Here is a 17,228-nt window from a genome sequence, read left to right on the forward strand (position 1 = left end):
CCGGATCCGGCGCGCCAGCCCGGGGCAACCGCGGCGCCAAGGCGCCCGCCCCCCCGGACATCCGGGGAGCCTCGTCACTTCCAGTGCCAGACGCCGCCTGCGCCGCCCAGGCCGGTCTTGGCCAACCCGGCGCCGAACGACACGCCCACGCGCTTGGCGACCCGCTCGGCGAAGTTCTCCCGCACCGTGTAGTCCACTACCGTATCGGCCTGGATGACGTCACGCGCCACGCTGTCCACCGTTCCCAGTTCGTCGGTCAGGCCCAGTTCCACGCTCTTGGCGCCGGTCCAGATCAGCCCGGTGAACATATCCGGCGTCTCGTGCAGCCGCTCGCCACGCCCTTCCCGCACCGCCCCCACGAACTGCTGGAAGATCTCCTCGACCAGCGCCTGCGCATGGGCCTGCTGCCCGGGATTGCGGGGCGAGAACGGATCCAGCATCGCCTTGTTTTCGCCCGACACGACCAGGCGCCGCTCGACTCCCACCTTGTCCATCAGGCCGGTGAAACCGAAACCTTCCATGATGACACCGATGGAGCCGACCACGCTGGCCTTGTTGACGTAGATCTTGTCGGCCGCGGCGGCCACGTAATAGCCGCCCGACGCGCAGATTTCCTCGACCACCGCGTACACGTGCTTGTCGGGATTCTGGGCCCGCAGGCGCCGGATCTCGTCGAAGATCATGCCGGCCTGGACCGGACTCCCTCCCGGGCTGTTGATGCGCAGGACCACCCCCTTGGCATTGCCGTCTTCGAAGGCGGCCTGCAGCGCCGTATTGATCCGGTCGGCGCTGGCCTCGCCCTGGGCATCGATGACGCCGTCCAGTTCGATCAGCGCGGTATGCGGATCGGGCGTGCCCGACCCCGCCCCCCGAAACAGCACCCCCGTGGCGGCCAGCACCAGCAGGACCACGATGGCCAGCATCAGCAGCCGGAAGAAGATGGTCCAGCGCCGCCGGGCACGCTGTTCTTTCAGCGAGGCGAAAACCAGCTTCTCCAGCACATCGCGCTCCCATTCCCCCGGAGTGCGGGATGAAGCATCGGACGGGGAGGAATAGGCATCCTGGGACATGAAGACAACTCTCTATGAAAGGTCGAAGATCGACGCGGGCAATCGCTAGGATAGGGCAAGTCGCGACGCGGCGACAGTTGCTCCGGCGGCTGGGGGCCGGCTCCCCCCGGAATCAAGGCCCCGCACCGGCCCAGGACCCGTGCGGGGCTCCTGCCCTGGGGCGACAGGCCCTAGGCAGCCCCGGCCGCGATGCGGCCATGCAGCCAATCGCCCAGCTCGACGATGCTGCCCACCAGCGCCTGCGGCGCGCACCCCGCCAACTCGTCCACGGCATGGGCCCCATAGGTCACGCCCACCCCATGGATCCCGGCGTTGCAGGCCATCTGCAGGTCGTGCGACGTATCACCCACCATGACGGCGGAGGCAGGATCGGCGTCCAGCTCGCGCATGATCTCGAACAACATCGCCGGGTTGGGCTTGGAGAAGGTCTCGTCGGCGCAGCGGGTGGTGTCGAAGTAGCGCCGGATGCCGGTGGCGTCCAGGGCCCGCTCCAGGCCGACGCGGCTCTTGCCGGTAGCCACCGCCAGCCGCGCGCCACGCTCGGCCAGGCTCGCCAGCATCTGCTCGGCGCCGGCGAAAAGACGCAGTTGCGGATCACGGGTCAGGTAATGGAAGCGGTAGCGGGCGACGAAGGCCTGGATCTGGTCCTGCGCCAGCGTGGGAACGGCGGCCATCAGCGCGTCCTGCAGGCTCAGGCCGATGACCCACGCGGCGGCCTCGTCCGGAGGCACCGGCAGCCCGAGGTCGCGGCAGGCGGATTGAATGGCGGCGATGATGGTCGGCGTCGAGTCCATCAAGGTGCCATCCCAGTCGAACACGACCAGCGAATAGCCCGGGAGGGGTGAAGTCATGGATGTTCCAATTGCTGTAGGAATTCGACACAATCTGCTGGCAGATGGGCTTCCAGCGCCAGGGATTCGCCAGTCAGCGGATGCGGGATGGCCAGCGTATGGGCGTGCAGGAACATCCTGCGGAACCCGCGGCCGGCCGCCGCGGCGTTGGCGTGTTCGTCGCCGTACTTGTCGTCGCCGACGATGGGAAACCCGCAACTGGTCACGTGTACCCGGATCTGGTGGGTGCGCCCGGTCTTGAGCTCCGCGTCCAGCAGGGAATACAGGCCGTAGCGCCGCTTGAGGGTGAAGATGGTGTGGGCCGCCTGGCCGTCGGGATCGACCCTCACGCGGCGCTCGCCGGACTGGGTGGTCCACTTGGTGAGGGGCTTGCGCACGTGCTGCCGGTCATTGACCCAGTCGCCGGCGACCAGGACCAGGTAATGCTTGTTCCAGAGCCCGTTCCGCAGCGACTCGTGCAAACCGACGAGGGCGCTGCGCTTCTTGGCCACCAGCAGCAGCCCCGAGGTATCGCGGTCGAGCCGGTGCACCAGTTCCAGGAAGCGCGCCTCGGGCCGCGCACGGCGCAATTGCTCGATGACGCCGAAGTCCACGCCGCTGCCGCCGTGCACCGCCACCCCCGCCGGCTTGTCGATCGCCAGCAGCGCGTCGTCCTCGAACACGATGGGGAACTCGCTGGGCGGCACGAATCGCACCGGCGTCTCCGGCAGCCGGAACGGCGGCACCCGCACCACGTCGCCGATGGCGATCCGGTGGTCCACCGGCACCCGCCCCCGGTTGACCCGGACCTCGCCGCCCCGGATCGCCTTGTACAGATGGCTTTTGGGCACGCCCTTGCAAAGCCGCAGCAGGAAATTGTCGAGCCGCTGGCCGTCATGCGCGTCGTCTACCTCGACCAGGCGCACGGCGGGCGCCGCCGCGGGTTCGGGGTTCCGGGCCGGCCGGCCCGGGGCGGGCTTGGATTTCGCTTTGCGCAACAATGGTACCGACATATAATCCTGAGGCCTGATCGAATCAGGCGGGTTGGAGCACAGGGTTGACACACCCGTTGACCGCATGTCCTTGAACCGCGCTTCCGGCGTCGAGACGCGCTTTTACGCGGCGTTTCCGCCAGATGTGCGCGAGACCTATCCGAACCCAGGCCGCATGCCGCTGAACGTATCGCGGCAGGCCGTGCAGCTTTGGCAGCACGCCGCCGGGGCAGGACAGGTCGCAAAGTGTGCCGGAATTGTACCCGTCCCGCCCGCCGGATTCTTCCGGGCCGTCATGGTCGCCCGCTCGTCGCGCCGCAATGGCTTCGAACTCGAAGCCCAACCGCGCAACGACGGATATGCGCCCGCGGACGCAAGTACAAAGAAACCGTCGTCGTATACGCAAAGGCTCGCCCAAGAGGCGGGTCTGTCTGGCTCGCAAATACCGTGAATACCACTGCTTTCGATACCGCAACCGTCCGTCGCCCCCACCGCAAGCCGCGGTCAGAGGGCAGCGGCCGCGGCATCCACGGTACCTGCGCTCTCTCCCGACCTTGCGCATTCCCACCCGGCCGGTCATCGTGACCTGAGTCCGCGGGGTGCGGCTTTTCGCGCACCGGTTTCCTCCACTCGCTCCGCGCACCGCGCATCTTCCCGACGGCCCGAGGCTGCGCGCCGGATTTTCGGCGCGACACGACCACGGAGAACTTCATACATGAAGCGCATGCTGTTCAACGCAACGCACCAGGAAGAACTGCGCGTTGCCATCGTCGACGGGCAGAAGCTCATCGACCTCGATATCGAAACCGCCGGCCGCGAACAACGCAAAGGCAACATTTACAAGGGCGTCGTCACCCGCATCGAACCCAGCCTGGAAGCCTGCTTCGTCAACTATGGCGAGGAACGCCACGGCTTCCTTCCCTTCAAGGAAATCGCCCGCACCTACTTCAAGGAAGGCGTGGACGTGCGCAGCGCCCGCATCCAGGACGTGCTGCGCGAAGGCCAGGAACTCATCGTCCAGGTCGAGAAGGAAGAGCGCGGTAACAAGGGCGCGGCCCTGACCACGTTCATCTCGCTGGCCGGCCGCTATCTGGTGCTGATGCCCAACAACCCCCGGGGCGGCGGCGTATCGCGCCGCGTCGAGGGCGAGGACCGCCAGGAACTGCGCGAAACCATGGAGCAGCTCCCGGTTCCGCAGGGCATGAGCATCATCGCCCGCACCGCCGGCATCGGCCGCAATGTCGAAGAACTGCAGTGGGACCTGTCCTACCTGATGCAGCTCTGGACCGCGATCGACGGCGCGGCCCGCGAGAACGCCGGCCCCATCCTGATCTACCTGGAATCCAGCCTGGTCATCCGGGCCATCCGCGATTATTTCTCGCCCGACATCGGCGAGATCCTGATCGACACCGACGACATCGCCGACCAGGCCTGCGCCTTCATGAGCGTGGTGATGCCGGACAATGTCCAGCGGGTGAAGCGCTACCGCGACGACGTTCCCCTGTTCTCGCGCTTCCAGATCGAACACCAGATCGAGACCGCCTACGCCCGCACGGTGCCCCTGCCCTCGGGCGGCGCGGTGGTGATCGATCACACCGAGGCCCTGGTCGCGGTGGACGTCAACTCGGCCCGCGCCACCAAGGGCAGCGACATCGAGGAAACCGCGCTGCGCACCAACCTGGAAGCGGCCGACGAAGTGGCCCGCCAGTTGCGCCTGCGCGACCTGGGCGGCCTGATCGTCATCGACTTCATCGACATGGAAGACGGCAAGAACCAGCGTGCCGTCGAGCAGCGCCTGCGCGAAGCCCTCCATTTCGACCGCGCCCGCGTGCAGATGGGCAAGATCTCCCGCTTCGGCCTGATGGAGTTGTCGCGCCAGCGGCTGCGCCCGGCGCTGAACGAGGGCTCGCACATCACCTGCCCGCGATGCAACGGCACCGGCGTCATCCGCGACACCGAGTCCAGCGCCCTGCAGGTACTGCGCCTGATCCAGGAAGAGTCCATGAAGGAGAACACGGCCGCCGTGCACGCCCAGGTGCCGGTGGAAGTGGCCACCTTCCTGCTGAACGAAAAGCGCACCGACATCGCCAAGATGGAAGCCCGCTCGAAGGTCAACGTCATCCTCATCCCCAACAAGCACCTGGAGACGCCGCACCATCGCATCGAGCGCCTGCGGCATGACGATCCCAGGCTGGAAAGCGCCAAGGCGAGCTTCGAACTGGCCGAGGCGCCCGAGACCAACCTCGCCTATTCGGCGCAGGAGCACGAGGTCAAGGCCCGCCCCGAGGCCCTCGTCAAGAGCATCACCCCCGCCCAGCCCGCTCCGGTCTCCTCCACGCCCTCGCCCGCCGCGAACGGCGCGCGCGCCAAGACCGAACCCGCCACCGCATCCGCGGGCGGCTTCTCGGCCCTGCTGTCGCGCCTGTTCGGCTGGCTCAAGGGCAGCCCTGCCCAGCCGGCGGAGCCGGCCGCCCGCCCGCGCAAGGAGGAATCGCGCGAAGACCGGGACGCCCATCGCAACCGCCGCCGCGGCGCCCAGGGCAACCGTGGCCGCCGGGACAACCGCGAAGCGCGCCCCGATGACCGCGAACGCCCGGAAGGCGAGGAGCCCCGCAAGGAAACCCGCGACGCGCGCGGACAGCGACGCGACGGACGCCGGGACGACCGTGCCCGCGCGCCCAAGCAGGAAGAACTGCGCCCCGCCGCCGCGCCCGTTGCCGACGATACCGAGCAACAATCGGGCGAAGCCCGCAACCGCAACCGCCGCGGACGCCGCGGCGGGCGCCGCGAGGACCTGCCGGCCGATGAAGCCGCCGGTTCGACCGTCGCCGCGGCCGCGGTCGTGGCTGGCGAGGTCATAGCGCCCGTCGCTGCTGCCGAAGCCCCCGTCGTCCCGGCGGTGACGGTGGTCGCCGAGCCGCAGGACAACCAGGAAGAAGAGCTGTTCGCCGCTGCCGACGCCGCCGACGGCGAACCGGAACGCAAGCGCCGCCGCCGCCGCGGCCGCCGCGGCCGCCGTCAAGGCGAGGCCGGTGCCGCCCTGGGCGAAGATGGCCTGCAGGACGACGACGCGACCGATGACGAGGATGGCGCCTCGGCGCCCACCCAGGCCGAACCGCTGGCCATGGTGTCCGAACCCATCCTGATCACGGCAGAGCCCCTGCCCATCGACACGCCCGCGCCCGTGGTAGCCGAAGTGGTCCATGCGCCGGCCCACGCCGCGCAGGAAGAAGCCCCGCCGGCGCAGGAAGCCGCGCCGCAGGCTGCCGAGGAACCCGCTCCCGCGGCGGCTCCTCTGCCGGCCGAGGAGCCCGCGACGGCACTTGCCGCCGCCGAACCCCTCGCCGTCCCGCCCGCCGTGGAAACTCCCGCCGAGCCGATCGCCGTGGAAATCCCTGCCGAGCCAATCGCAGTGGAAATCCCTGCCGAGCCGACCGAGCCCGCGGCCGCCCCTGCCCCCCAGGCCGAGGCGCCCACCGCAGAGCCCGAACCGGTAGCCGTGGAAACTCAGGCGGCGGAACCCGCGCCCGTGGCGGCAGCCCCGGCGCCTCAGCCGGCCTCCATCCTGGATACGCCGGCCCAGATCGTGGTGCCCCAGGCAGCGGCCTCCCACGATGAACTCGTGCGCGTGGTCGAACAGGCCGGCATGCAATGGGTGGAAACGGACAGCGCCAAGCTGGCCGCCTCCCGGCAGGCCACCCCCTCCGCCGCGCCGGCCCGTCAGGGCCGCGAGCCGCGCGCCCGGGCACAAGCGACGTCCGAGGCGCTGGTCCAGGTGGAAACCCGCCCCGAACTGCGTCACTGATCCCGCAGCCGGGCCGTCCCGATGCCGCACGTTCGCGTGCGGCATTTTTTTTGTCTTGGGCCGCCCCAAGACAAAAAAAGCCCCTCCCTCCTTCTCAGGACAACACGCGAAGCACAGCCGCGAGCCTCCTGACCGCGGCATCGAGCTCGTTCGGCGCGTAGGCCGCGAATCCCATCAGGAAACCGGCCTCGTGCCTGCCTGGGGCATGCAGCGCCGTCAGCCCGAGCAGATCGATCCCGGCCCGCCCCGCGGCATCCACCACCGCGCCCTCGGAAAGATCGCGGATGAAAACACAAGGCATCTGCATGCCGCCCGCAGGCACCCTGGGCTCGACGAAATCGCTCAGGTGCTGGCGCACCAGCCTCGCCAGCACATCGCGCCGTTCCGCATAGACGGCGCGCATGGTGCGCACATGCGCGCCGAAATGCCCGCCCTCGATGAAGCGCGCCAACGTGAGCTGCGGGATGGGCGCGCTATGCCCGTCCAGCAAGGTACGCGCGACCGTCATCGGCGCCACGAGCGGCGGCGGCAGGATCATGTAGCCGATGCGCAGGCCGGGAAACAACGACTTGGTGAAAGTGCCGATGTAGATCGTCCGCTCGTACGGATCGAGCCCCTGCACGCAGGCCATGGGCTTGCCAGCGTAGTGGAACTCGCTGTCGTAGTCGTCCTCGATGATCCAGGCCCGCTGCCGCCGCGCCCATTCGATGACGGCCAGCCGGCGGTCCAGCGCCAGCGTCGTCCCGGTCGGGAACTGGTGCGAAGGAGTCAGGAACACGGCGCGGGCGCCTTGCGCTGCGTCGCGCAGGAGATCCACCCGCATGCCATCGGCGTCCAGGGGCACGGGCAAGCACGCCAGGCCGGCGGCATCGAATGCCTTGCGCGCGCCGTGATAGACGGGATCCTCGATAAAGATCCTGTCGCCGGGATCGAGCAGCACGGTGGCGCACAGGGTCAGGGCCTGCTGGGAACTCGTCAGCACCAGCACGCGCTCGGGCGTGGCGCGGGCGCCGCGTTCGAGATTGGCGTAGTCCGCGATGGCGCGCCGCAGTGGCGCCATGCCTTGCGGCGGGCCGTGCTGCAGGATCCGCGGACCATGCTCCTTCAACACCTGCCGCTCCAGCCGCTCCCAGGTCTGTAGCGGAAAAGCCCGCGTTTCCGGCACGCCGGGCGCGAACGGACGGATGGCGAGGAAATCGCGCACACCTCCGCCCTGGAAAATGGCGCCGCCGCGCCGGCTCAGGCGTGGAGCCTCCGGCGCGCCGGGCCGCGCCGCCGTCCCGCGCCCCGGGCCGCGCCGCGCCCGCTCCGACACGAAACTGCCGCTGCCCACCCGGCGGTCGATGAAGCCTTCCACATGCAACTGGCCATAAGCCGCTTCGACCGTATCGCGCGACACGCCCAGCGATGCGGCCAAGACGCGCGAGGCCGGCAAGGGTCTGCCCGCGTCCAACCTGCCGTCGAGGATCAACTGCCGGACGGCCCGGTGGATGCGCGCATGCAGGGGCAAGGCGGCATGCGCGGGATCGCCGATCCAGGCCTTGACGGATTCGAGCTGGGCGTGCTTGAACAATTGGCCGGTACCTGTTCCAAGAAATGGTGGGGAACAACCTGCCATTCTAAGTCTATAAAAGACGCTTGCCGAATCCGACCCTCCCTTTTTGATCCCCAGGAATCCCATGCCGGTCCAGTCACCCGCCAGCCCCTCGTCGTCCGTTCGCTGGAGCGATCTCCCCCACCCCATCGTGGCCGGCCTGGTCTCGGTCATCGTCAACTACGGCGGCACCTTCATCCTGGTGTTCCAGGCTGCCCGGACGGCTGGCCTGAGTCCGGAACTGACCGCCTCCTGGGTATGGTCGGTATCGATCGGCGTGGGGGTGACGGGCCTCTTCCTGAGCTGGACCGCCCGCGAGCCGATCATCACCGCCTGGTCCACGCCGGCCGCGGCCTTTCTCGTCACTGCCCTGGCCACCACGCCCTATGCGCAAGCGGTAGGCGCCTACCTGATCTCGGCCGCCGCCTTCATCGCGCTCGGCCTGTCCGGCTGCTTCGAAAAAGTGATACGCCTGATCCCTCCCGGCGTGGCGGCCGGACTGCTGGCGGGCATCCTGCTGCAGTTCGGGATCAATGCGTTCGGCGGCATGAGCGCAGACCCGTGGCTGGCCGGGCTGCTGATCGTCGCCTACGTGGCCTTCAAGCGCTTCACGGCACGCTACGCAGTGGTGGCCATCCTGGCGCTGGGACTGGCCTTCCTGCTCGCGCGGGGCCGCGTCGATCTGTCGGGGCTGAAGCTGGAATTCGCGACTCCCGTCCTCACCTTGCCTGCGTTCTCGTTGAACGCCTTGCTGAGCGTCGCGCTGCCGCTGTTCCTGATCACGCTGACCGGCCAGTACATGCCCGGCATGCTCGTGCTGCGCAACGACGGCTTCAAGACCAGCGCCACCCCCATCGTGACCGCTACCGGACTGGGATCGCTGCTGATGGCGCCGTTCGGCTCGCATGCCTTGAACATCGCCGCGATCACGGCGGCGATCTGCACCGGCCGGGAAGCGCACGAAGACCCCTCCAGGCGCTGGATCGCCGGAATCGCCGCGGGCATCTTCTACATCCTGGTCGGCGTGTTCGGCGTGACCCTGGCCGCCGTCTTCACGGCCTTCCCGGCAACCTTCATCACCACCCTGGCGGGCCTGGCGCTGCTGGGCACCATCGGGGGCAGCCTGGCCGCAGCCCTGGCCGACCCGAAGACACGCGAAGCCTCGCTGATCACCTTTCTGGCCTCGGCCGCCAACATCACGCTGCTCGGCATAGGCGGCGCGTTCTGGGGGCTGCTGATCGGACTGTTGGCCCATGGGGTGTTGAACGGACCGTTGCCGCGACAGTGCCGCAAAATCACCACAAAGCTGCCCGAGCCCGGCCGCAACGCCTAGAATGGCGGCTTGGCCTGCCCTACGGGATATTCCCCCATGTCCAGCAAGAAGACCTCCGAGAACTCATGGCTGGGGAATATCCCGCTGACCGGCAAAGTATCCCTGCTGGTGGGCTCGCTGCTGACCCTGTTCATCGTCTCCAGCATCGGCACGTCGCTGGTCCTGGAACAGGAAAAGCAGAACCGCGCCGCGTTCCGCGACACGGTCAACCTTCTGCGCGAGGTCGAGCAGACCAACCGGGTGCTGTACCAGCGGCAGTCCGAACTGCGGCAATTGCTGCTGAGCCCCGGCGAGCCCGACACCACGACGCTGGATTCCGCCAACACCGCGATCTCGCAGCACCTCGAACACCTGGGGCAACAGGTCCGGGACGACGCCGCGCAGAGTACCCGCCTGGACGGCATCCGCAGCCTGGACACCGCCTGGCGCAACACCGTCGAGACCCTGGTGCTGGCCGAGCTGCGGCGGCTGGCCAAGGCCGCGCCGGCCGAGGCCACCGCCCAGCGCGAACGGCTCCTGCCCCAGTTCACGGCGCGCGCGCCGGTCGCCACCCCCGCCATTGTCGCGGGGCTGGACAATTTCGGCGCCTATGCGCGCCAGCAGTTGGAAGAGCGCGAACAGGCCCTGCAGCAGTCCGAATCCCAGCGCGAGTGGCTGCTCTGGGGCACGCTCCTGCTGGCGGCGCTGTGCGGCGTGGCGGCCTTGCGGCTGTCGGCGACCCTCGTGACGCATCCCCTGCGCCTGATGAGCGGCCTCATGGAACGCCTCGCGCGGCACGACCACGCCATCGAAACACCCCAGCTCGACCGGCGGGACGAAATCGGCACCATCTCCCGCGCCCTGGCCGAGTTCAAGCAGATGGCCATCGACATTTCCGACCAGAACTGGGTCAGCCACTGCGTGGGGGCCATCACCGACCGCCTGCAACGCGCGTCTTCCCACGCCGAATTCGCGCAGGCGCTGCTGTCGCAGCTCGGTCCTGAGCTGGGCGCGGGCGTGGCGCTATTCCACTTGCGCGCGGACGACGACCTCCTTCATCCGGTCGGGCACTATGGCTACCAGCCCGACCCCGCTGCCCCGGTCCAGCCTTTCAAGATGGGCGAGAGTCTGGTCGGCCAATGCGCCGTCGAGGCCCGCACCATCGAGCTCGGCCCCCTGCCCGGGCACTACCTGCGCATGCGGTCCGGCCTGGGCGAGGCCGTCCCTCCCCGCCTGATGCTGATCCCCGTCCTTTCGATGGAACGCGTCCTGGCCGTCATCGAACTGGGCCTGACGGGCCCCCTGGACGCCCGCCGCCATCGCCTGCTGGAAGCCTTGCTTCCCGTCGTGGCCCTGTCGCTGGAGAACATCACGCGGGCGGTGCATACCCGGGAACTGCTGGAGCACACGCAAAGCCAGGCCGCCGAATTGCGCACCTCCGAGGAAGAGCTGCGCACCCAGCAGGAAGAATTGCAGGCGTCCAACGAAGAGTTGCGCCAGCAGTCCGAGATCCTGAATCAGCAGAAGACACTGCTGGAGACCCTGCAGCGGGAAACCGCCGACAAGGCGGAGGCGCTTGCCCGTGCCAGCCAGTACAAGTCCGACTTTCTGGCCAACATGTCGCACGAGCTGCGCACGCCGCTCAACAGCCTGCTGATCCTGTCCAACGACCTGGCCGAGAACCGCGAGGGCAACCTGAGCGACGACCAGGTCGAGTCGGCCCGCATCATCCACGAAGGCGGCACCAATCTGCTGCGCCTCATCAACGACATCCTGGACCTGTCCAAGATCGAGGCCGGAAAAATGGAGCTCGCCCTCGAACAGGTCGATCTGCGCGGCTTCGCCGCCAGGCTCAAGCGTCAGTTCGACCATGTGGCGCGCGGCAAGAGCCTGCGCTTCGCCGTGGAGATCGGCGATACGCTGCCGCCCGCGGTGCGGGCCGATGGCGGCAAGCTCGAACAGATCGTCACCAACCTGCTCGGCAATGCCTTCAAGTTCACCCAGTCCGGCGAAGTCCGGCTGGTGCTGCGGCGCCCGACCACCGATCTCCCGGGGTTTCCCGCGGCCGGGTCTGTCGCCATCGAGGTGCGGGACACCGGCATCGGCATCCCGCCCGAGAAGTTCGCGCAGGTCTTCGGCGCCTTCGAACAGCTCGACGCCGGCACCAGCCGCCAATTCGGCGGGACGGGCCTGGGCCTGGCGATCTCGCGCCAACTCGCCCGCCTTCATCATGGCGACATCCAACTGCGCAGCGAACCGGGACAAGGCAGCGTCTTCACGCTGCTGCTGCCGCAGGTCCAGCCCGGAACGGCCGAATCGCCGCCCCCGGACGAGACGGCCCCCATCGCCAGCGGCACCACGACGATACTGCCTGACGCACCGCCCGCCGACCCGGCTTCCCCCCGCGACACCACCATCCTCGTGATCGAGGACGACCCGGCCTTCGCGCGCGTGCTGGCCGACATGATCCGACGCAAGGGTTGCACGGCGCTGGTGGCCCACAGCGGCGAGGCCGGCATACTGCTCGCCCGCCAGCACCATCCCACGGGCGTCATCCTGGACCTGATGCTGCCCGACATCGACGGCTGGACCGTGCTGGAGCGGCTCAAGGCCGAACCCGGCCTGCGCCACGTCCCCGTGCACATCGTCTCGGCGCTGGACGAACCGGCGCGCACGCGGGACTCCGGCGCCGCCGGCTATCTCACCAAGCCGGTGTCCGCCGACGCACTCAACGGCGCCATCGACCGCCTGATGCTGCCGACCGAAGGGCAGGCCCGACGCCTGCTGATCGTCGACGACGATCCGGCCTCCCGCGCCTCGGTGCGGACCCTGCTGTCCTCCCAGCCCGTCGATATCTCGGAAGCCGGCTCGGCCGAGGAAGCCCTGTCGATACTGCGCGGCGAGACCTTCGATTGCGTCGTGCTGGACCTGGGCCTGCCGGGCATCTCGGGCTTCGACTTCCTCGAACGGCTGGCCGCCGTCGAGCCCCGTCCGCCGGTCGTGGTGTACTCCGCCCGCGAACTGTCGCGCGAAGACCAATTGCGGATACGCTCCCACACCGACAGCGTGGTGATCAAGGGCACGCATTCGTCGGAACGGCTGCTGGACGAAGTCAGCCTGTTCCTGCACAGCGTGCGGCTGCGGCCCACGGCGCCCGCCTCGGGCGGCAACGACGACTTGAAGGGACGCAAGGTCCTGATGGTGGACGACGACATGCGCAATCTGTTCGCCTTGTCCAAGGCGCTGCGCAGCCGCGGCATGGAAGTCCTGATGGCGCAGGACGGCAGCAAGGCACTGCGCCAACTGGAAGAGAACCCGGACATCGAACTGGTCCTGATGGACGTCATGATGCCGGTCATGGACGGCTACGAGGCCACGCAGGAGATCCGCAAGAATCCGCGCCACGCACACCTGCCCATCATCTCGCTTACCGCCAAGGCCATGCAGGGCGACCGTGAGAAGAGCCTCGCCTCGGGTGCCAACGACTACATGCCGAAACCGGTGGACATTCCCAAGCTGCTGTCTATGATGCGAGTATGGCTGCACCGTTAGGACCGGCCTGTCTGGAATGCCATGGAACCCGACCTGGACGAAATCGAGCTGGACCTGTTCGTCGAAGCCCTGCGGCGACGCCATGGCTATGACCTGAGCCAGTACGCGCGCGCCTCGCTCAAGCGGCGCGTGCAGGGACTGGTCCGGCAGCACGGCCTCGCGCACATCGGCGAACTCACCTCGCGCACGCTGCGCGATGCATCCTTCCTGCCCCAGGTGATCGAAGGGCTGTCGGTGCCGGTCTCCGAGATGTTCCGCGACCCGTTTGTTTTCGCGGCGCTGCGCACCAAGGTGTTCCCGACGCTGGCCTCGTATCCGAGCATCAACATCTGGCAGGCGGGCTGCGCCCACGGCGAGGAAGTCTATTCGCTCGCGATCCTGCTCGAAGAAGCCGGACTCTACGATCGCAGCCAGATCTACGCCACCGATTTTTCCGATGCCGCGCTGGCGCGCGCCCGGGAGGGCATTTTCCCCGCGCGCGAGGCGCGCGCGGCCTCGCAGCGCTACCAGCAGGCGGGCGGCACCCGCACCCTGGCCGACTATTACCACGCCCGCTACGACCTGGTGAAACTGGACGAATCGCTGTGCCGCAACGTGGTCTTCGCCAACCACAACCTGGCCACGGACGGCGTATTCTGCGAAGCGCATCTGATCCTGTGCCGCAACGTGCTGATCTACTTCAACAACGCCTTGCAGGATCGCACCTTGTTGCTGTTCGCCGACAGCCTCGTGCGCGGCGGCTTCCTGTGCCTGGGCACCAAGGAAAACCTGGCGTTGGCATCCGCGGCCAGCAGCTTCGCCGCGGTGGACGGCCCGGCGCGCTTGTTCCGGTCGGTACGGGCGACCTGAAGGAGGGATGCGATGGAACTGGTGGCCATCGGCTGTTCCACCGGCGGGCTGCGAGCCCTGCAAGTCCTGCTGCGCGACCTGGCCCTCTGCCCCCGGACGGCGTTCGTCGTCGTCATCCACACGGCGTCGGCCGATGCCGACTCGCTTTGCCAGTTGCTCGGGCGCGACGCCGCCATGCCCGTGCAGGAAGCCCAGGAGCGCTCGCCGGTGCTGCCCGGCGTGCTGTACGTCGCGCCGCCGGGCTATCATCTGCTCATCGGGCGCGACCAATATTTCTATCTGAATGTCGACCCCAAGGTCTGCTTCGTGCGGCCCAGCATCGACGTGCTGTTCGAATCCGCTGCCGACGCCTACCGCCAACGCATGGCCGGCGTGGTCTTGACCGGCGCCAACGATGATGGTGCCCGCGGACTCCGCTGCCTGCGGCAACTGGGGGGCACCGCGCTGGTGCAGGCCCCGGAAGACGCGGAAGCCTCCAGCATGCCAGAAGCGGCGCTTTCCCTGGCGGGCGCCGACCATTGTCTCGCGCTCGCCGACATCGCGAGTGTACTCAACCGGATGTGCCTACCTTGAAGACCGACCTGCCCACTCCCAAGATCCTGATCGTGGACGACACACAGGCCAACCTGTTCGCCATGCGCAAGCTGCTGGCGCAGATAGACGCCGAGCTGATCACCGTCACCTCGGGCAACGAAGCCCTGGCGCTGTGCCTGGACCAGCGCTTCGCGCTGATCCTGCTCGACGTCAACATGCCGGAGATGGACGGCTATGAAGTCGCCGCCCTGCTGGCCAACGAACCGCTCAATCGCGACACGCCCGTCATCTTCGTCACCGCCGCCTATGCCGACGACCTGAACCAGTTGAAGGGCTACCGCAGCGGCGCGGTCGACTACATCGCCAAGCCGGTCAACGACTCCATACTGCTGTCCAAGGTCAAGGTCTTCCTGGAACTGGAAACCGGCCGCCAGCAACTGGCCCAGGCGCTGGCCGAACTGGGACAGCGCAACCAGCAGTTGCAGGTGGAAATCACCGAACGGCGGCGCATCGAGGAACAGATGCGGCACCAGGCCACGCACGACCAATTGACGGGCCTGCCGAACCGGGCCCTGTTCACCGAGACCCTGGACCGCTTCCTGAGCCGCGCGCAGCGGCACGATGAACTGTTCGCCCTGCTGTACGTGGACATCGACGGCTTCAAGCAGGTCAACGACGGCCACGGCCACCAGGCCGGCGACATGCTGCTGCAGGCTTTTTCACAGCGCCTGCGGTCCGCGCTGCGCGCCGAGGACGTCGTGGCGCGCCTGGGAGGCGACGAGTTCGGCGTCCTGCTTTGCAAGGCCGCGGACGCCGCAGCGATCCAGCAGAAATGCGTCGACCTGTGCGAGATTCTGCGCGCCCCCTACCGGCTGACCAGCAACGGCGCGGCATTCACGGCCCATGTCGGCGCCAGTATCGGCGCCGCGATCGCCATGCATCACGGTACCAGCCGCGACAGCCTGGTGCAGGCGGCCGACAACGCCATGTACGAAGCCAAGCGCAGCGGCAAGAACCAGTCGAGACTGGCCGCCTCGCAACTATGACTGCTTCTACAGGGTGACCGCGACGCCTTGCCGGGCGCCGGCAAGGCGCAGGAAAGCGGTGACGGCGTCGCTGTCCATCGGCGGCGAACACAGGAAGCCCTGCCAGGCATCGCAGCCCAGTTGCCTGAGCGCCTCGAGTTGCTGCGGCGTCTCGACGCCCTCGGCGATCGTCTGGATGTCGACCGAGCGGCAGAACTGGATGACGGTGCGCAGCATTTCCTTGTCGTAGGTGTTGTCGAGCATCCCGGCCACGAACTGCCGGTCCAGCTTGACGGCCGCGAACTGGGCCGAACGCAGCCGCAGGAAGTTCGAATACCCGCTGCCGAAATCATCCAGGCTGAAACCCACGCCCGCCTCGCCCAGCCGCCGGGTGATGGTGCCGGCTTCTTCCGGATCGGGGATCTCGGCCGACTCGGTCAGCTCGATTTCCAGCCGGCCCGGTTCGACCCCATACTCCTCCAGGATCTTGCCCACGCTTTCGGCCAGGTCCCCCTGCAACTGGGCGGCGCTGAGATTGACCGCCACCTGGGCACAGGACACGCCTTCGTCGCGCCACTGGGCGAGCTGCTGGCATGCGCGGCGGAGCACCCACATGCCCAGCGCGCTGCTGAGCCCGGCCGCCTCGACCTCGGGCACGAAATCGTTGGGCATGACCAGTGTTCCCTTGCGATGCCAGCGCACCAGCGCCTCGAGGCCCCGCACCCGGCCGCTCCGCATTTCGAGCTGCGGTTGGTAGAACAATTCGAACTCGTCGCGATCCAGGCCCTGCAAGACCTCGGTGACGAGTGAGTCCTCGCGTGACATCAGCCGGCCGTCGAGGTCCTCGGGCCCATCGTTCCAGCACACCCAGCGCGCGCGGGTGCGCAACGCATAGCGGGCCGCCTGCTGGGCGCGCAGCAGCACGTTGGAGGGTTGGGGCAGGCTGCTGGGCAGCATGACGATACCGAAGGCGGCCAGGGAAGAACCCTGGCTGGCGCCCAGGATCTGCAACAACGAGGACCGCTGGAACAACCGCTGGGCGGCACCTATCGCGCCTGACTTGTCGTTGACATCGCGCAACACAATGATCAAGCTGGCATCATCCAGCATGCAAAGCAGGTCGTCCTGCCGGATGAAACGGCGGATCTTCTCCAGGATCTCGTCCCGCTGGCTGGGGGCGGCATCGGAGGGCAGGGCGAGGGCCATGACGGCGGCGCGCCGGCGCTCGCCTATCAGCACGCCCAGCTCACGCAACAGCATGGCCCGCTCGCTGACATTGGCGAACTGTCGAACGGCCTCGGCGGGCTTGGACCTTCTAGACATCGGCGACATGGAAAAATCGAACAACCATCAAGCTTCTTTTAATCGATATACCGCTAGCCCGTCATCGGCGCCGGGCACACGGAGCCGTGGTACATGATCATCGCACAGAGGCGATCATCGCAAAAGCGAAACCGGCCGCCCGTGTGCAGGACAGCCAGCTCCAGAGACGCGGCGCTGCCTGGAAGTCAGTAAATGCCAACATCGAACTTCCTTTCATCTTGGGACATAATGCGAGACGCATAGGCGGCACGAACCGGCGCGCGTCGTTACAATGTTAACAACTGTTGCCTTCGATACGGCCCAGGTCCGGAAATACCCTATGCTTCCCACCGGGGAAAACCA

Annotated in this window: 12 protein-coding genes; 7 read left to right on the top strand and 5 right to left on the bottom strand. The window is 67.8% G+C overall.

The genetic code is table 11. The features are described from left to right. Positions 1–74: 74 nt before the first annotated feature. From AC1Q6E_RS20585 to AC1Q6E_RS20595, 3 genes are all read right to left on the bottom strand, one after another. Positions 75–1,070: a S49 family peptidase gene (locus tag AC1Q6E_RS20585; protein WP_152795207.1), complete on the bottom strand. Its 996-nt coding sequence runs from the start codon at positions 1,068–1,070 to the stop codon at positions 75–77. 170 nt (positions 1,071–1,240) lie between these two features. Beyond that, complete coding sequence (locus AC1Q6E_RS20590; RefSeq protein ID WP_152795209.1) at positions 1,241–1,921, bottom strand: HAD-IA family hydrolase; 681 nt, start codon at positions 1,919–1,921, stop codon at positions 1,241–1,243. Continuing rightward, complete coding sequence (locus AC1Q6E_RS20595; RefSeq protein ID WP_366059549.1) at positions 1,918–2,820, bottom strand: RluA family pseudouridine synthase; 903 nt, start codon at positions 2,818–2,820, stop codon at positions 1,918–1,920. Before AC1Q6E_RS20595 ends, AC1Q6E_RS20590 begins: the two co-directional genes overlap by 4 nt. Positions 2,821–2,977: 157 nt before the next feature. On the opposite strand from AC1Q6E_RS20595, the gene AC1Q6E_RS20600 reads away from it, so the two are divergent. Both AC1Q6E_RS20600 and AC1Q6E_RS20605 read left to right on the top strand, forming a co-directional pair. Further along, positions 2,978–3,343 (top strand): hypothetical protein, encoded by a 366-nt coding sequence (locus AC1Q6E_RS20600; RefSeq protein WP_152795213.1) that lies wholly within the window; start codon positions 2,978–2,980, stop codon positions 3,341–3,343. A gap of 264 nt (positions 3,344–3,607) precedes the next feature. Further along, positions 3,608–6,697, top strand: a complete 3,090-nt coding sequence (locus tag AC1Q6E_RS20605; RefSeq protein WP_492573427.1) for an Rne/Rng family ribonuclease — start codon at positions 3,608–3,610, stop codon at positions 6,695–6,697. Positions 6,698–6,791: 94 nt separating this feature from the next. On the opposite strand, the gene pdxR is transcribed toward AC1Q6E_RS20605, so the two are convergent. Continuing rightward, a complete protein-coding gene (pdxR, locus tag AC1Q6E_RS20610; RefSeq protein ID WP_492573428.1) occupies positions 6,792–8,270 on the bottom strand; it encodes a MocR-like pyridoxine biosynthesis transcription factor PdxR in 1,479 nt (492 codons plus the stop codon). A gap of 106 nt (positions 8,271–8,376) precedes the next feature. On the opposite strand from pdxR, the gene AC1Q6E_RS20615 reads away from it, so the two are divergent. The 5 genes from AC1Q6E_RS20615 to AC1Q6E_RS20635 are packed head-to-tail and all read left to right on the top strand — an operon-like array spanning position 8,377 to position 15,584. Then, entirely contained in the window at positions 8,377–9,624 is a 1,248-nt protein-coding gene (locus AC1Q6E_RS20615; protein WP_492573429.1) for a benzoate/H(+) symporter BenE family transporter, read from the top strand. Positions 9,625–9,660: 36 nt separating this feature from the next. After that, positions 9,661–13,155 carry a response regulator gene (locus tag AC1Q6E_RS20620; protein ID WP_296558658.1) on the top strand — a complete coding sequence of 1,165 codons (3,495 nt, stop codon included), beginning with the start codon at positions 9,661–9,663 and terminating at the stop codon, positions 13,153–13,155. Between the two features lie 21 nt (positions 13,156–13,176). After that, on the top strand, positions 13,177–14,004 hold the full coding sequence (locus AC1Q6E_RS20625) for a CheR family methyltransferase (protein ID WP_152799653.1): 828 nt from the start codon (positions 13,177–13,179) through the stop codon (positions 14,002–14,004). A gap of 12 nt (positions 14,005–14,016) precedes the next feature. After that, positions 14,017–14,577 (top strand): chemotaxis protein CheB, encoded by a 561-nt coding sequence (locus AC1Q6E_RS20630; protein WP_152799651.1) that lies wholly within the window; start codon positions 14,017–14,019, stop codon positions 14,575–14,577. After that, complete coding sequence (locus AC1Q6E_RS20635; protein WP_296558654.1) at positions 14,574–15,584, top strand: diguanylate cyclase domain-containing protein; 1,011 nt, start codon at positions 14,574–14,576, stop codon at positions 15,582–15,584. Before AC1Q6E_RS20630 ends, AC1Q6E_RS20635 begins: the two co-directional genes overlap by 4 nt. Before the next feature lie 6 nt (positions 15,585–15,590). Here AC1Q6E_RS20635 and AC1Q6E_RS20640 read toward each other — a convergent pair whose 3' ends face one another. After that, complete coding sequence (locus tag AC1Q6E_RS20640; RefSeq protein ID WP_152799649.1) at positions 15,591–16,895, bottom strand: GGDEF domain-containing phosphodiesterase; 1,305 nt, start codon at positions 16,893–16,895, stop codon at positions 15,591–15,593. Positions 16,896–17,228: the final 333 nt, after the last annotated feature.

It is taken from the genome of Pigmentiphaga sp. MLSB6-MA01 (assembly GCF_058793475.1).

Bases quoted from the DNA above. Each gene is read 5' to 3' on its own strand.
- AC1Q6E_RS20585 (WP_152795207.1), bottom strand. From the start codon at position 1,070: ATGTCCCAGGATGCCTATTCCTCCCCGTCCGATGCTTCATCCCGCACT.
- AC1Q6E_RS20590 (WP_152795209.1), bottom strand. From the start codon at position 1,921: ATGACTTCACCCCTCCCGGGCTATTCGCTGGTCGTGTTCGACTGGGAT.
- AC1Q6E_RS20600 (WP_152795213.1), top strand. From the start codon at position 2,978: ATGTCCTTGAACCGCGCTTCCGGCGTCGAGACGCGCTTTTACGCGGCG.
- AC1Q6E_RS20605 (WP_492573427.1), top strand. From the start codon at position 3,608: ATGAAGCGCATGCTGTTCAACGCAACGCACCAGGAAGAACTGCGCGTT.
- AC1Q6E_RS20615 (WP_492573429.1), top strand. From the start codon at position 8,377: ATGCCGGTCCAGTCACCCGCCAGCCCCTCGTCGTCCGTTCGCTGGAGC.
- AC1Q6E_RS20620 (WP_296558658.1), top strand. From the start codon at position 9,661: ATGTCCAGCAAGAAGACCTCCGAGAACTCATGGCTGGGGAATATCCCG.
- AC1Q6E_RS20625 (WP_152799653.1), top strand. From the start codon at position 13,177: ATGGAACCCGACCTGGACGAAATCGAGCTGGACCTGTTCGTCGAAGCC.
- AC1Q6E_RS20630 (WP_152799651.1), top strand. From the start codon at position 14,017: ATGGAACTGGTGGCCATCGGCTGTTCCACCGGCGGGCTGCGAGCCCTG.
- AC1Q6E_RS20640 (WP_152799649.1), bottom strand. From the start codon at position 16,895: ATGTCGCCGATGTCTAGAAGGTCCAAGCCCGCCGAGGCCGTTCGACAG.